Annotated in this window: 12 protein-coding genes; 4 read left to right on the top strand and 8 right to left on the bottom strand. The window is 69.9% G+C overall.

Annotated features, from left to right (window positions below; translation table 11 throughout):
- Positions 1–16: 16 nt before the first annotated feature.
- Complete coding sequence (locus HDA41_RS31285; RefSeq protein WP_184993881.1) at positions 17–547, bottom strand: ATP-binding protein; 531 nt, start codon at positions 545–547, stop codon at positions 17–19.
- An 85-nt stretch (positions 548–632) separates the two neighbouring features.
- Here HDA41_RS31285 and HDA41_RS31280 point away from each other — a divergent pair, with 85 nt between their 5' ends.
- Together HDA41_RS31280 and HDA41_RS31275 are read left to right on the top strand one after the other, a co-directional pair.
- The gene (locus tag HDA41_RS31280) at positions 633–1,466 is read left to right on the top strand and encodes a helix-turn-helix domain-containing protein (protein WP_184989891.1); all 834 of its coding nucleotides are present in this window, start codon (positions 633–635) and stop codon (positions 1,464–1,466) included.
- The gene (locus HDA41_RS31275; protein ID WP_184989889.1) at positions 1,463–1,663 is read left to right on the top strand and encodes a DUF397 domain-containing protein; all 201 of its coding nucleotides are present in this window, start codon (positions 1,463–1,465) and stop codon (positions 1,661–1,663) included. Before HDA41_RS31280 ends, HDA41_RS31275 begins: the two co-directional genes overlap by 4 nt.
- Here the strand turns inward: HDA41_RS31275 and HDA41_RS31270 are convergent.
- The 7 genes from HDA41_RS31270 to HDA41_RS31240 all read right to left on the bottom strand — a co-directional run bounded on the left by HDA41_RS31270 (position 1,635) and on the right by HDA41_RS31240 (position 12,657).
- Positions 1,635–3,155 carry a carboxylesterase/lipase family protein gene (locus HDA41_RS31270; RefSeq protein WP_184989887.1) on the bottom strand — a complete coding sequence of 507 codons (1,521 nt, stop codon included), beginning with the start codon at positions 3,153–3,155 and terminating at the stop codon, positions 1,635–1,637. The two genes, HDA41_RS31275 and HDA41_RS31270, sit on opposite strands and share 29 nt — an antisense overlap.
- Before the next feature lie 92 nt (positions 3,156–3,247).
- The gene (locus HDA41_RS31265; RefSeq protein ID WP_184989885.1) at positions 3,248–4,495 is read right to left on the bottom strand and encodes an alginate lyase family protein; all 1,248 of its coding nucleotides are present in this window, start codon (positions 4,493–4,495) and stop codon (positions 3,248–3,250) included.
- 25 nt (positions 4,496–4,520) lie between these two features.
- Positions 4,521–7,862, bottom strand: coding sequence for an alginate lyase family protein (locus HDA41_RS31260; protein WP_184989883.1), 3,342 nt, complete (start codon positions 7,860–7,862; stop codon positions 4,521–4,523).
- A gap of 26 nt (positions 7,863–7,888) precedes the next feature.
- Positions 7,889–9,418 carry a glycosyl hydrolase family 28 protein gene (locus tag HDA41_RS31255; RefSeq protein WP_184989881.1) on the bottom strand — a complete coding sequence of 510 codons (1,530 nt, stop codon included), beginning with the start codon at positions 9,416–9,418 and terminating at the stop codon, positions 7,889–7,891.
- Between the two features lie 34 nt (positions 9,419–9,452).
- The gene (locus HDA41_RS31250; RefSeq protein ID WP_184989879.1) at positions 9,453–10,316 is read right to left on the bottom strand and encodes a carbohydrate ABC transporter permease; all 864 of its coding nucleotides are present in this window, start codon (positions 10,314–10,316) and stop codon (positions 9,453–9,455) included.
- Positions 10,313–11,311 carry a carbohydrate ABC transporter permease gene (locus HDA41_RS31245; RefSeq protein ID WP_184989877.1) on the bottom strand — a complete coding sequence of 333 codons (999 nt, stop codon included), beginning with the start codon at positions 11,309–11,311 and terminating at the stop codon, positions 10,313–10,315. The genes HDA41_RS31250 and HDA41_RS31245 overlap by 4 nt, the downstream gene beginning before the upstream one ends.
- Positions 11,308–12,657 (bottom strand): extracellular solute-binding protein, encoded by a 1,350-nt coding sequence (locus HDA41_RS31240; protein WP_184989875.1) that lies wholly within the window; start codon positions 12,655–12,657, stop codon positions 11,308–11,310. Before HDA41_RS31240 ends, HDA41_RS31245 begins: the two co-directional genes overlap by 4 nt.
- Positions 12,658–13,159: 502 nt before the next feature.
- Between HDA41_RS31240 and HDA41_RS31235 the strand changes: the two genes are divergently transcribed.
- Both HDA41_RS31235 and HDA41_RS31230 read left to right on the top strand, forming a co-directional pair.
- Positions 13,160–14,173, top strand: a complete 1,014-nt coding sequence (locus tag HDA41_RS31235; protein WP_184989873.1) for a hydroxyacid dehydrogenase — start codon at positions 13,160–13,162, stop codon at positions 14,171–14,173.
- Between the two features lie 620 nt (positions 14,174–14,793).
- Positions 14,794–14,922 carry an ATP-dependent DNA ligase gene (locus tag HDA41_RS31230; RefSeq protein WP_230299531.1) on the top strand — a complete coding sequence of 43 codons (129 nt, stop codon included), beginning with the start codon at positions 14,794–14,796 and terminating at the stop codon, positions 14,920–14,922.
- Positions 14,923–15,225: the final 303 nt, after the last annotated feature.

The following is a 15,225-nucleotide window of genomic DNA, read 5'->3' as shown; positions in this document are numbered from 1 at the left end:
GCGGCGCCGTAGACGCTCACCGGCAGCGCCATGACGCCGACCTACCAACCAGTACCCCAGTTGTCTTGGAGGTCTTGCCGTCGCCGGCGCGACGGCCAGGGCCTTCGAACTCGCACCAGACGACCTTGCCGGGACACCTCGCCCCCACGCCCCACTTGTCCGCCAGCTCCGACACCAGCAACAGGCCCCGCCCGCCCTCGCCGGGCTCCTGGACGTCCTGCCGCGGCAGCACCGGCACGCCGTCACCACTGTCGTGCACCTCGATCCGTACGCCACCGTCCGCGCCGTACGACACCAGCCTCAGCAGGAATCCACGGCCGGGCGGCACGCCGTGCACCAGCGCGTTCGTCGCCAGTTCGCTCACACAGAGCAGCACGTCCTCCGCGCGACCGCACCCGCCCCAGTCCATGAGCGCGTCGCGCGCGAACGCGCGTGCGGCCGGGACGGACTGGCGCTCCCGGCGGTAGAACCGCTCGCGCGGAGACGGGGGTTGGAGCAGGAGTGGAGTTTCGTCATTCACGGGACGACAGTCACACTCCGTGGCCATCATGGAACAGAGCGCGCACTCGTACAGCCATGTTGTACGTGCGCGCAACAGTGCAAGTACGCGCGCGGGTGGGGAGTTCGCCGCCATGAGCACCACGACACGGTCACGACGATCACGCAGGAACGCCTCGGCGATGAAGATGGTGGGTGCGCTGCTCGCCCTCTTCCGGGAAGCGGCCGGGTACACGCAGAAGTCCCTCGGGGAGATCTTCGTCGTCGGGGAGCAGCAGATCGCGTCCATCGAGCAGGGCAGACGGCCCCTGAAGATGGATCTCGCGGAGCAGTTGGACCAACTCCTCGATACCAAGGGGGCGTTGGTGGCCGCGCTGGCGGAGATGCCGGAGGTGGATCTCATCCCGTTGTGGGCGGAGGAGTTCCTCGACCGGGAGCGAGAGGCCATCGCGATCTCGTCCTACGAGAACCAGGTGCTGCCGGGTCTTCTCCAGACGGAGGCGTACGCGTGGGCGGTGTTCCGCAGTCGCGTGCCGTTCTACGACGAGGACACAATCGCCCAGTTGGTGGCGGCGCGCATCGAACGCCAGGGCATCCTGCACGACAAGAACCCGCCCATCACCTGCTTCGTGGTCTGGGAACCGGTCTTACGAGCGCCCATCGGCGGCAGGGCGGTCTGGGTCGAGCAACTGCGGCACCTGCGCGCGTGCTCGGAACTGCCGGGCCTCATGTTCCAGGTCCTGCCGATGAATCGGACCAGTCACGCCTCCCTCGATGGCCCGTTCGTCCTGCTGGAGACACCCGAACACCAGCGGCTCGTCTACACGGAAAACCAGCGCGGCAGCCAGCTCATCGCCGACCCTGATGAGGTGGCGATCCTTACGCAGAAGTGTGCGATGCTGCGGTCACAGGCCCTCACCCCCGAGGACACGAGGGACCTGCTGGACCGTCTTCCGGGAGAGGCATGAGCGGCACCGCACCTGAGTGGTTCAAGTCCAGCTACAGCGGCAGCGAGGGCGGCAACTGCGTCGAAGTGTCAGCCCACCCCACCGCCGTCCACATACGCGACAGCAAAACCCCCACCACCCCCCACCTCACTCTCACTCCCGCCACCTGGACCGCCTTCCTGTCCACACTCAGCGGAACATACGCCCCGCCGGCGTGAGCATCGCGGCGGCGGTCGCCCAGAGAGCGAGTTCGCGGTCCCGGGGCCCGTACGCCGTGTAGGCCACGCCGTGCTCGGCGTCCGGTGCGCGGTCTCCGAAGACGCGCACCGGGTGGGCAGCGTCCCAGCGTTCCCAGCCCGGATCGCCGTCCGTGGCAAACCGCACCCACGCCGTGTGCATCGCGTCGGCCAGTTCCTGCGGCGCGCCCTCCCCCGCCAGTTTCCGGGATTCCGGGACCTCCCCGGTGTCGAAGACGAAGCCGAGTTCCAGCGCGTGGCAGGAGCTCAGGTCGGGGAGGTTCGAGGGCCAGGCGAACTCGTAGACGTACGACGGTTCCGTACGGGCGTCGGCCAGGTGGTGCAGGGGGATGCGCAGGAGGTGGTCGGTGACCAGCTGGCCGACGATGTCCGCCGTGCCCGCCTCGGGGTGCAGGGCGCGGTAGCCGCGCGGGACCTCACTGCCGCAGTGGCAGCGGGCCATCGCTCCCGCGAAGGCGACGGCTCCGAGGCGGTCGACACGGTCCAGGAGGCCGCCCGGGACCAGCCACAGCCGGTACTCGTCGCGGGTCCAGCCCGTCATCAGCTCGACGCCCGGGGCGGCGCCGCCCCCGGTGAGGGCCTCCAGGGGGTCGCGCGGGACGGTGTCGCCGTCGATGACGATGCCGAAGGCGGGGCCGCCGACCACCGGGCTGCTGAGCTTGCCCACCTCGGCCTGGGTGTGCAGGAGCAGCTCGCGGTCGACGGCGGCGAAGGCCTCGGCGGTGGCGGGGATCTTCAGCCGGGAGGCCATACGGCGCACCATCCGGCGTACTTTGGCCCGCTCGGACGCCTCGGGCGGCCCGCTCTGCAGGACCGCCCGCCGGACCAGCCCCTGTGTCTGCGGGGCGGCGATGAGGGCGCCGACGCTGATCGCCCCGGCGGACTGGCCGCAGAGGGTGATGCGGCCGGGGTCGCCGCCGAAGGCCTCGATGGCCTCGTGCACCCAGGTCAGGGCGGCGATCTGGTCGCGCAGGCCGGGGTTCGGGGGCGTGTCCGGGAACAGGCCGTAGCCCTCCACGCCCAGTCGGTAGTTGAGGGAGACGCACACCACGCCGTCGCGGGCGAAGGCATGGCCGTCGTAGACGGGAACGGCGGACGAGCCCCTGGTCAGGGCGCCGCCGTGCAGCCAGATGAGGACGGGGAGCCGGGCTCCCGGGTCCGGCTGCGGGGTCCAGATGTTGAGGTTGAGGCAGTCGTCGCCCGGCACGACCGGGTCGGACAGGTAGTGCGCGAAGGCCTCGGAGTACGGGGGTTTCGGCGGAGTCGGGCCGAAGGCGACGGCGTCGCGGACGCCGTCCCAGGGCGGGAGGGGTACGGGCGGGCGGAAGCGGCGGGGGCCGAAGGGGGGCGCCGCGTAAGGGATGCCGCGGAACACCGCGACTCCCCGCTCGTACCGGCCGCGTACGGCCCCGTACGGGCTCCTGACCACGGGATCCGTCTGGCCTGCCGTCATACGCCCACCAGCCCTTCGCCGCGCTCGTGCACCAGTGCTACCAGAGCACCCCATGGTCCACGGGTATTCCGGTGCACGAGCCGGCTTGACCGCTATTTGGCGTACATCAGCGTGCCGAACCCGAGCTGGTCGAATCCGCCACTGGTGGTGCCGTAGTCGCCTCCTCCGCCCTCGGCGGGGACGGAGAAGCACATCTGGGCGATGTACTTGTCGTCGAGGAGCAGGCGCCGCCCGTAGTGGTAGTGGAGCATGGCCCACACCGGGCGGGGCTGGCCGCGGGAGATGGAGCTGATCGCGGTGTGCGACTGCTGGGAGCAGTTCTGGCCGCTGCCCCAGGTGTAGGTGGTGAAGGGCACGTTCATGTTCAGGTTGTACTTGGCGACGTACTGGGCGGCCTTCATGAAGCGGCGGCCGTCGTACGAGTAGAGGTCCTCTCCCTGGTTCCAGGCCATCTCGCAGATCGCGCCCATCTGGCCCATACCCATGATGGTGTGGCCCTGGTCGCGGCCGGACTCCTGCCACTGGCCGAGGTCGTAGCCCTCGACGCCCGGGTAGAGGAACGGCACCGCGCGCCGGATCTGGCCGTTGCCGCCGCCGTTCTTGAAGTAGTTGACGGCCTGGTCGTACTTGGCGCCGTCGTCGCACAGGATCCCGATGGCCATGATCGAGGCCATGTTGCACAGGTCCCAGTTGGCCCAGTAGTTGGTGATGCAGGCGTCGTTGTGCTCGCGCAGGAACCGGTCGTTCAGCGGGTAGAAGACGTTGAGCATCATCGTCTTGAACCGGTTGAGGTCGAACCCGGCGTAGCCGCGCATGAGTTCGGCGGCGTTCGCGAACTGCCAGCCGTAGAGGCCGGCGGCCAGGTACCGGTCGGCGTTTCCGGTGATCTCGGTGAGCGTGGACGACCAGGCGTTGAGGATGCGCACGGCGCAGTCGGCGTTCGCGGCGGTGCCGCCCACGTGCCAGCGCAGCGCGTTCTGGTAGGCGGCGTGGATGTCGTTGTAGAGCTGGGGGTAGTTCTGGCCGTCGCCGCCGCGGATGATCGTGGCGGTGGGGCGGGGCGTCCAGGTGGACGCCGAGTGGGAGTTGGCGGTCAGTCGGCGCCACCCGGAGGCCCAGGGGTCGGTGCCCGCGGCGACCCTGACCTTGGCGCGGTTGATGTCGCCGGCGTTGTGCAGCATGCCGGGGTGGGTGAAGGTCGCCGGGGCCGCGTCCGCCGTGGTGGCGGTGGCGGTGGTGCCGAGGGCGAGGGCCGCGGTGAGGCCGCCGGCGGTCTTGAGCAGACCGCGGCGGCTCACCTGGCCGCCCTCGTGGTGCGTGTGGGGGGACGTGCGGCTCATGTGGGGTTCTCCGATCCGTGGAGGACTACATGGGGGTGATGCTCACCTCGTCGAACTCGGTGGTGCTGTGGGTCAGGGGGCTGCGGGAGCAGACCACGAGGCCCACGTAGTAGGGGGCGTCACCGAAGCCGGGGATGTCTCCCTCGGCGAGGGGGGTCCAGGTGGCGCCGTCGTCGGACGAGACGGATGCGGTGAAGTGCGTCCCGGTGCGCTTCAGCCGCAGCAGGCACGGGGCGGTGACCGCCGCGTTGCCCGTGAAGGTGGACCGGCCGGCGACGGTCGGGCGCAGCATCAGCTGGGCGCTCGTGCCGCCGGTGACGATCGTCCCGGCCGCCTGGTCGAACGGCGACAGGGACTTGGCCATGAGCAGGCCGACCCGGTCGCCGGTGGCTCCGGCGCGGGAGAGCAGGCGGGCGGTGACCTCGCAGTCGCCGGTGACGGGCCGTCGTACGAACTGGCCGGTCATGCCCTGATTGTTGACGGTGAGGTCGGTCCCGGCGCCCCGCACCACGAAGGTCCCGTCCTGGTGGGCGGTGCTGCCGGGGGTGCGGACGGCGACCACGCCGAGAGTGCCGTAGGCGCGGTCGTCGAGGACGACATCGCCCAGGTCACCGTAGGTCCAGGGCGCGGGCGGCGGGGTGCCGACCGTGAGGGTGAGGGTTCCGGTGGCGTCTCCGGCGGCGTTGCCCGCGCTGATGCTGACCTTGAACTCGCCCGTCCGCGTGGGTGTTCCGGAGATCAGGCCGGTGCGCCGGTCGACGCGCAGGCCGTCGGGCAGTCCGTCCGCGGTGAACCGGATCGGTTCGTGCGAGGCTCGCAGGAGGTGCTTGAAGGGCGCGCCCTTGTTGGCGAACGCCGTGGTGGCGGAGGTGAGTCGCGGTGTGGAGGGGGTCGGCATCGTCGACGCGGCGGGCTCCGACAGGGGGCCGCGTCCGGCGCAGTTGGTCTTGGCGACGGCGTAGTGGTACGTCGTCCCGGGCGTGCCGGTGGCGTCGGCGTAGCGGACGCGGGTGCCGAAGCCGACCGCGCCGATGCCGGTGGCGATCGTCTCGTAGGGGCCGTCGGCCGCGGCGGCGCGCAGCACCTTGTAGCGGGCGGAGAGGTCCGGATCGGTCCAGGCCAGCTCGACCGCGTCGGCGCCCGCGGTGGCCCGCAGGTCGCCGGCGGCGGTGGCCGGGCGGGGCACGGACCAGACCTCGCCGGCGGTCCGGGAGGCGACGCTGACGTTGTCGAAGGCGCCGGTGCCGGTCTCGGCGTACGACTCGTCGACGCCGAGACAGGACGTGAGGGTGAGTCCGACGTACGCGGTTCCGCCCAACTCGACGTCACTGGAGCCGACTTCGGTCCAGCGGATGCCGTCCGGTGAGATGGCGCCGGTGCAGCGGTCGCCCCGGCGGGTCACACGGACCCAGTACGGCATACGCATCCGGTAGCCGTCGCCCGCGCCCTCGACGTACGGGGCCTGAAGCGGGGTCGCCGACTCGGGCAGCGTGCCGAAGGAGGAGATCGGGAAGCCCGCGCTCGTGGTGATCGCCTGCTGCTGGGACGGCGGCACGGGTGTGCTGCCGGTGCCCTTGATCCCGGCCCCCGCCTTGGGCCGTACGGACCACACGCCGCTCCAGGTGTGCAGCGGCAGGCCCTGGATCAGCATGGCGGCGTGCGCCGCGTCCGCGTCCAGGCCCGCCCGGACGGTGACGCCGATCTTTGAGTACTGGGAGCTGAGCGGATACACGATCCGCGCGGTGATCGTGCCGTCGCCGCGCAGCGGCAGGTACGCCAGGCGGTGGGTGTCGGCGCTGCCGGACGCCTCCAGCACGAACCGCTCACCGTCGAAGACTGCCGAGCCGGGGATCCTGACGTCCCCGACGTCCCGCGTCTCCCAGGGGTCGGGCAGCCCGGGAACCGCCGCCGCCCAGGCCGAACGGGCGCTGGTGCCCTGCGAGTTCGTGGCCGTGATCCGGTAGTAGGAGGGCCTGCCCGCGCGGGCGTCACGGTCGTCGTAGGCCGGCTCGTCGAGCTCGGTCGCGATCATCTCGTACGGTCCGCCGGCGCCGGTCGCCCGCAGGACCGTGTACGACTCGGCCCACACCGACGGCACCCACGTCACGGTGACGGACTTGGCGCCGCCCACAGCCGTGACACCGGCCGGAGCCGTGGGCCTGACCGGGGACGGGGCCTTCGTCCCCGCGAAGGTGAGGGTGCCCCAGCTCGGCAGGTCGTCGTTGCTGCCCTCGACAACACGGGCACCGCCCGTGCCGCGGAAGACGGCCGCCTTGGTGTAGGGGGTGTCGAGGCCCCGGACTCCGGCGTAGTGCGCGTAGGCCATCTCGTAGATCGGGGGCAGGTTTCCGCGCCCGACGGCGGAAACGGACTTCTTGACGTACTTGCCGGTGCGGTCCAGGTCGGGGACGAAGGGCACGTCGCCGCCGAGGTTGTAGCGGGCGGCGTACTCGACGTTCTTCAGCAGCCGGTTGCCGTCGAAGGCGTACAGGTCGACGCCCTGGTTCCAGGCGACCTGCGCGGCGTCCGCGAGCAGGCCGACGGCGAGCTGCTCGTGGCCCTGGTCGCGGCCTGACTCCTGGCCCTGTCCCGCGTCGGTGACGATGCGGTGCCGGACACTGCCGTTGCCCGCGCCGGCGGCGGCGAAGCGCAGCGCGTCCTCGAAGAGGGTGGGCTCCTCGCAGAACACGCCGATGGCCAGGATCGACTGGACGGACGTCAGGTCCCAGTTGCCGTTGGCGTAGAGCATGTAGCCGGAGATCGCCGGATACCAGACGCGCAGGAAGGACTCCTCGCAGCGCGCGATGTCTTCCTTCGCCCAGCCGTCGTAGCCGCTGTGTCTCAGCAGTTCGGCGGCGTTGACGAACTTGAAGACCTGGAGCCCGGCGCCGAGCGGCCCGTCGGCGCCGGTGACGGCCGTCAGGGACGCCGACCAGGCGTTGAGGATGTCGCGGGACTTGTCGGCGTAGGCGCGCTCGCCCGTGACGCACCACATCAGCGCGGTCTGGTAGGCGGCGGCCGAGTCGGCGACGGCCTGGTTCTGGAAGTTGGTGGGGCCGCGGCCCCAGGAGGTGATCTGGCCGGTGTTCTGGATGGCGTAGGTGGCCTTCGAACGCGCGTGGGCCGCGAGCGCGAGATAGCCGTCGTAGACCGGGGATTCCTTCGCGGCGACCGCGGCCTTCATACGGGCCAGGTCGTCGGCGCTGTGCAGCAGCCCGGGGTGCGTGAAGGCGCGCAGCCCGGTGGTGCCGTCCTGGGCGGCGGCCCGGGCGGTGCCGGACGCGAGCAGGCCGCTCGCGCCCGACACGAGCAGCAGGGCGGCCGCGCCGCCGAGGAAGCCCCGGCGGCTCGGTGCGGGGGTGCTCATGGGAGTGCTTCTCACGGGGACGGTGCTCATGACGCGGCGGCCGCCGCGGCCTCGGCGGTGGTGAGGAACTTCAGGTTCGTCACGTGCTCGTTGACGAACATGGGCACGCCGTCCGAGGCCAGGTACCACTTCGGCTTGCCCGTGCTGTCGGCGATCACCCTGCCGTTGACGCGGAGGTTCTCGAAGGTGACGTCCTTGATCGCGTGCTCCGCGTCGAGGCCGGCGATGATCGAGAGGTCGGCGTTCTTGCCGTTGTAACTGAGGTCCTTGATGTAGACGGACTCGATGGCGCGGCCTGCCGACGTGTTGTACTTCGGGTTGTACTCGACCCGCATGTGGATGAGCTGGCCCCAGCGGAAGTCCTCCACGCGGATGTTGTCGAACCTGACGTCCCGGACGATGTTGCTGTCACCGACCATGAAGGCGATGGCGCCCTGGTAGGTCACCTGCGGCTCGCGGTGGTCGAGGATGTCGATGTTCTCGTAGCGCAGGTTCTCCAGCACCTCTGGGGTGTCGGAATTGCCGTGCACGCCGATGTTGATCGGGTGGGCGACGTCGGCCCAGAGGGAGCAGTTCTTGACGGTGATGTTGCGGGTGTCGCCGTAGAAGTCCCAGCGGTGGGTGTAGAGAGCGACGCAGTCGTCGGAGGTGCGCAGGAAGCAGCCGTCGATCGTGACGTTCTCGGAGCAGTAGAGCTGGATGCCGTCGCCCCAGCCCTGGTGACTGAAGGCACGCAGATTCTTGATGGTGAGGTTCTGGGACTCGGCGACCCTGATGTTCTCGTACCGGGGGTTGAGGATCGTGACGCCGTCGATCGTGACGTTCTCGCACTTGCGGACGAAGACCGCACCGCCGGTCGTGTCGTAGACCACGCCGCGGCCGATCAGCCGGGAGTTCTCCACGCCCTCGAAGATCACGGCGGAGGTGAGGACTGCGCCCGCGGCCAGGTAGACGGTGGTGCCGGAGGGCACCTTCAGGGTTCGGTCGGGGTGGGTGTGCAGACCGGGCCCGAAGTACATGACCTTCTTGTCGCCCTCGGCGGGCACGTCCTGCTCGATCGGGTTCGCGAACAGGTGCAGGCAGTCGAAGATCTTGTCGTCGATCTGGACGACGAGGTTGCGGGGCCGGTCCAGGGTGAAGCGCGCGGTGCTGCCGAGCACCTCGGGCTTGATGCCGTAGGAGTCCGGGCGGATGCGGACCTTCTCGCCGCCGCCCGGGTTGTACGTGACCTCGACCTCGACCGTGCCGGAGAAGTCGAAGGCGGCCCAGGAGGAGCTCTGGGCTCTGTTGCTGCCGGTGTTCGCGTCGATCAGTGCGAGCTTGGCGAGGTAGACGCCGAGCTTCTGCCAGGTGCCGCCGAGCGGCCGGACCTTGACGGTGAAGGAGTTGTTGACAGGCACCTTCGGAAGCGTCGGGTGGATGACCACGCTGTCGCCGGTGGCGGCCTCATCCGCCGTGGCGGCCTGCGCGGTGCCGGCGATGCTGCCGGCCAAGCCGGCGGCAGCGATGACACCGGCGGCCTGGAGGGTGGTCCGGCGGGACAGGGGCGTGTTCATGGGTAACTCCTTGCAAAAGGTTCGGGAAGAGGGGCTACTTCAGTCCGGTCGTGGACATCCCGGCCACGAAACCGCGCTGGGCGATCAGGAAGATCAGCAGGATGGGGACGACGTACATCACGGATGCCGCGGCCTGGAGGTTGGTGACCGGGGTGCCGGCCGAGGTGACGTACGTCGTCATGACGGCGACGGCGAGCGTCGACTTGTCCGTGGACAGGAGGAGTTGGGGCGCGATGTAGTCGCCCCAGCTCCAGGTGAAGGCGATCACGAAGCTCGCGGACAGCACCGGCCAGGACTGCGGCAGGAAGATCCGCCAGAAGATCATGCCGTAGCCGCAGCCGTCGACGATCGCGGCCTCCTCCAGCTCACGGGGCAGCCCGGCGAAGAACTGCCGGAAGAGGAAGACCAGATAGGGAGCGGCGGCCAGTCCCCAGAACACCCACGGCCAGTACGTGTCGACCATGCCGAGCTTGGCGAAGATCAGGTACGTCGGCAGCAGGGTGATCATCTGGGGCAGCATCATCGAGCCGATGAGGATGCCGAACAGCGTCTTCTTGCCCGGGGCTTCCAGTCGGGCGAAACCGAAGCCGACCCAGGCCGAGCTGAGCGTGACGAGCACGGCGTAGATCAGGGCGATGATCAGGGAGTTGCGGGCGTACCCGAGGAAGTCGATCAGGTGGAAGGCGTCGGCGAAGTTCTGCCACTGGAAGTCGGTGGGCAGCCAGTGCACGGGCGAGGCGGCCAGTTCCGCCGGGGTCTTCAGGCCGGAGAGGATCAGCCAGCCGAAGGGGCCGATGAACAGCCCGGTGAGGGCGACGAGGACCGTGTAGAGGACGAGGCGGTTGACGCGCACCCGCACCCGGGGCGCGGAGTTCGGCGGCAGGCTGGTGGCGGTCACTTCTTCGCCTCCGGGTCGACGTTGTAGAACACCACGCCGGACGTGAACTTGAAGATGAGTCCGGTCACGATGAGGATCAGAACGAAGAGCACCCACAGCAGCGCGGAGGCGTAGCCGTAGCGGCCGAGCGCGAAGTACTGCGAGAAGACGTGCATCATGTACAGGTAGTTGGACTGCGGCAGGGCGGTGACGCCGGCCGTGGTGCCGTCCGGTGACAGCAGCAGCGGCATGATGGTCTGCACGGAGGCGATCACACCGGTCACGGTCTGGAAGAGCAGCACCGGCGACAGCAGCGGCACGGTGATGCTGCGGAAGGTCCGCCAGGCACTCGCCCCGTCGATCCGGGCGGCCTCGTGGAGTTCCCGGGGCACGTCCTGGAGCCCCGCCAGCGAGATGATCATGACGTTTCCGGCCGCCCACAGCACACTCATCAGCAGCACGTAGCGGGCGTAGGGGTCGGCGAGCCAGCCCAGCGCGTCGAAGCCGAACAGGGTGATGACGCCGTTGGCGGCACCGGAGTTCTGGTCGAAGAGCGCCTTGAAGGTGAGGCCCACACCGACCGGGGGCACCACGGCCGGCAGGTAGAGCAGGGTGCGGAACAGCCCGCGCGCCTTGACCGGCCGGTTGACCAGGACGGCGAGCCCCAGCCCGGCGACGATCGACAGCGGCACCGACGTGACCGCGAACAGGCCGGTGCGGCCCAGGGAGTTCCAGGTCTGCGGGTCGGAGAACAGCTCGGTGTAGTTGCCGAGGCCGACGTAGCGCCAGTGCGGCGAGATGCCGTCGTACGTGGTGAAGCTCAGCCACAGCGCGTACGCCATCGGCACGATCGTCAGCAGCAGGAAACCGATGATCCAGGGTGCGGTGAACAGGTAGAAAGCGCGATGCCTGCGAGCGGTCATGGAGATCCGGGGCCGCCGGCCGGCCGGTGTGGCGCGGTCGGCACGCGCGGCCGGGTCGGTCCGCCCCGTGACGGGTATCTGGTCGACCGTCATCCCACCTGCTCCTTACCGCGCTTGAGCTGCTCGTTCATGGCCGAGTTCAGGCGGCCCGCGAGGGTGTCGACGGACATCCGGCCGTTCATCGCGGCCGGGGCCTCCTGGTTGAACAGGGCGTAGAGCGAGTCCGCCGTGGCGTAGGGCGTGTAGGCGATCACCGAGAAGTGCTTCAGCTCGGCGTTCTGCACCTTCAGCACCCGCTTCTGGTAGTCCTCCTGAGCCGGCATCAGCGGGCGCAGGGACTTCAGCGTCGGGATGCCCCAGCCGCTGGAGGCGCGGGCCTTGGCCGGTCCCTCGCCGAAGAACCACTCGAAGACCCGCCAGGCGGCGTCCTTGTTCTTCGCCTTCTTCGGCATCCACAGTCCGGTGCCGGCCTGGCAGGGGCTGACCCGCCGGCCGCCCTCGAACAGGGGAGCCGGCGCGAGGCGGGCGAGGGGCGCCAGCTTCTTGTCTGCGTTGATCAGGCCGCCGAGCCAGTAGCCGGAGTTGGACATGGCCATGCGGTTCGCCTGGAACGTGGGACCGTCCCAGGTGTTGGGGTCCGGCTGGATGATGCTGGGGCCGACCTTGGCCCGGCCGTACTCGATGTACCAGTTCAGCGCCTTGCGGGCCTCGGGGGTGGTGAAGTCGACCCGGGAGAAGTCGTCGCTGAACAGGCTCCCGCCCGCCGCGGCCGTCAGGCTCGCGAGGAGGTTGGGCGTCAGCACGCCGTTGTAGCTGCCGCCGAAGACGGTCGTCTGGCCGCTCTTGCGCCGCGTCAGCCGCTTGGCGTTCTCCAGCCACTCCTCGAAGGTGACCGGCTCGGTCTCGGGCGGGTAGTCGACGCCCGCCTCGTCGAAGAGGGCGGTGTTGTACCAGTACATGGAGTCCTGGGAGAAGTCCTTCGCCATGCCGTAGCGGGGGCCCTTGCCCTGGGTGCGGCCGTCGAAGCGCCACAGGTCGTTGACCGGGTCCAGGTCGTCGACCCGGAGGACGCTGCTTCCGGCGAAGTAGGGGTCCAGGTCCTCCATCACGTCCCGCGCCGCGAAGTAGGGCGCGTCGGTGGCACCGACACCGCGGACCAGGTCGGGCGGGGCACCGTTGGTCATCATGCCGATGAGCTTGGTGATGTCGTGGCGGACCGTGACGATCTTGACGCCGGTGTCCTTCTGGGCCTGTCTGACCAGCTCCGGGGAGATGTCGTCGGGCTTGACCATCAGCGTGACCGTCTCGCCGCCGCCGCTGACGCCGCCGGAGACCCGCATCGCGCAGCCGCTCAGCGCCGCCGTGCCGACCGCGGCGCCGGCCGCGGAGAGGGTGAGGAATCGGCGGCGGCTCAGGGAAGCACCAGCATGTGGGTGCATGAACGCACCACCTCCTTGCTTTTCCGGCCTGCTGTGGCAACCGGTTGTTGTGCGTGGGGCAGAGCTTCTTGCCGTCGGGAGGGCGCGTCAAGAGCCTTGACGAGTTTTCGAAAAGACTGTGTAACCTCGGTGTCATCAGCCAGAGTGCTGGTGAGTCCTGTTTTCGGCCGTCGGGATCAAGCCGCCGAAGGGTGGTGCGGACGTCCCTGACCAGGGGCGGGCGGGTTCTCTTCTCGGCAACACATTGGGGAACCGGTTGCTGAAGTGGTCAGCCGGGGGCTCAGGTACCGGCGGTGACGCAGTCGGCCTCCACCTCCGCGCACTGAAACATCAGTAACCGATTACCAGAACCTGTCGTGCCGGACCGCCGAGGCCGAAGGCTCCGACCCCTCACTTACTGACAGCTGCTGCCCCGGTCCTGCCGATTGACCACCGCTTCCCGGCGGACCTACGGTAGAAGGCGCTTTCTGAAACTGTTTCCATCCTCTGCTCCAGGAGTGTCATGCCCAGCCCTCAGCTGCCGCGGGCCGTGTTCGCGATGGACCCGGTACACCTCCCGCTGCTCTTTCCTCCGCCGCTGATGGAGCGGCTGAGGCGCACGGCCGACATCGATCCCGGGTTGGTCGTGCGGGACTTCACCGATCCGGCCGCGGCCGGCGCCCTGGCCTCCGCCGAGGTGCTGATCACCGGCTGGGGCTGCCCGCGCCTGGATGCCGGTGCCCTGGCGGCGGCCCCGAAGCTGGACGCCGTCCTGCACGCGGCCGGGTCCGTGCGCTCCCTGGTCGGCGACGCCCTGTGGGAGCGCGGCGTGAAGGTGTCCAGCGCGGTGACGGGCAACGCCGTGCCCGTCGCCGAGTACACGCTCGCGATGATCCTGCTCGTGGGCAAGGACGCCTTCGACCACCGCGAGCGCTTCCGCCGCACGCACGCCTACCCGGGCCCCGCTCAGACCGCGGCCACCGGCAACCTCGGCCGCCGGGTCGGCGTCATCGGCGCGTCCCGGGTGGGCCGCCGACTGCTGGAGCTGCTGCGGCCGTTCGACCTCACCGTCCTGCTGCACGACCCGTACGTGAGCCCGGCCGAGGCCGCCGCCCTCGGTGCCGAGTCGCTGTCGCTGGAGGACCTGCTCCGACACAGCGACATCGTGAGTCTGCACGCCCCCGACATCCCCGAGACCCACCACATGCTCGACCGCGACCGGCTCGCCCTGGTGCGGGACGGCGGCGTGCTCATCAACACCGCCCGCGGCGCGCTGGTCGACCACGACGCGCTCGCCGACGAGTTGGTCTCCGGCCGGCTCAGCGCGGTCCTCGACGTCACGGACCCGGAGCCGCTGCCGTCCGGGTCCCCGCTGTACCACCTGCCCAACGTGTTCCTCACCCCGCACATCGCCGGCTCCCTGGGCAACGAACTGGAGCGGCTCGGCCGCATCGTCGTGGAGGAACTGGAGCGCCTGGTGGCGGGCCTGCCGCCGGTCCACGAGGTACGGCACGCGGATCTCGCGCGGGTGGCGTGAGGGCTGGGGGCGGGGGTCGGGGGACGGGTCGGCGGGGGCGGCTCGGCGGGGCGGGTCATCGGGAACGCCGGGAGGGCGAAGCGTCCGGCCCTGGTCACGGCGACGTGTCCGGCCCTGGTCAGTGTCTGTTTCTGAAGGTCTGGTCTGAATGCGCAGGCCTTCGATTCCTCGGGCAGCTGACGCCCATCACGTTCTGCCGTGAGGCACATGACATAGCCGCGGCTTCATCACCAACGCCGTCAAGTCGCACATCGGCGTGGCGAGCGCCGTTGAGTCCTCTGCGAGACGGTCTGAACCGCGCTGCTGGTGTGGAAGGTTGACGGCGCCGTGACCATGTGCGGTGATGTGCGTTGTTCGGGTGGCATTGCGCGCACCGGAGTGTCCTGCGGTCCTTGGTTGCTTCCCGGCGTTGGGCTGGGATCGCGTTGTTCATGGTTCCGGTGACCGCCCTGTCATGGCAGACGGCCCCTGGTCTTCCCCTCGGGGACCAGGGGCCGTCGATGTCCGGCCGCCAGGTCCGGGATGGCTCCGGACTTCCGGGCTGAGCAACCACCCTGGCCCGGGCGGGCTGGTCGTTCTCCGCCGGGTGGGGCAGCCGGGAGAAGCTGAACGTCACGCTGGTGGAACCCGAGCGGGTGGTGGAAGTCGGCGTCGACGTCGCCCGCGACGCCTGCGACCGGTGGCGCCACCCCGCCCGCCCCGGCCTCTCCCCCGCCGTCGTTCCCCGCCTGACGTCGCCGCCGCACTGACGGCGGCACGGCGCGGAGGCACCGCCGACGCGCACCACGAGCGAGCGCGCCCCGATCCCCGGCTGCGTCAGCGCCGCCCATCCTGCCCTCCCTTATCCTCAACTCCAGCCAGGCACTGGGTAAAGCGGCCGGAGCGGGATGTTCAGAGGCCCGACCATGTCGGTACGCCTGTGGTGACCTGTGGGAACCCGGGGACGCTGTGAAGGCTCGGGCAGCAATTGGTGCAATCCGGCGGATTTCCGCTCAGGTCAGAGCTGCAAGGCGCAGTCGTGTTGCCGCCGGTGTTGCACGAGCCGGCCTCGC

This window comes from Streptomyces caelestis, from assembly GCF_014205255.1.
In the GTDB taxonomy this organism is placed as follows: domain Bacteria; phylum Actinomycetota; class Actinomycetes; order Streptomycetales; family Streptomycetaceae; genus Streptomyces; species Streptomyces caelestis.
Note: the sequence above shows the minus strand (reverse complement) of the source record. Positions and strands in the feature narration are given on the sequence as shown.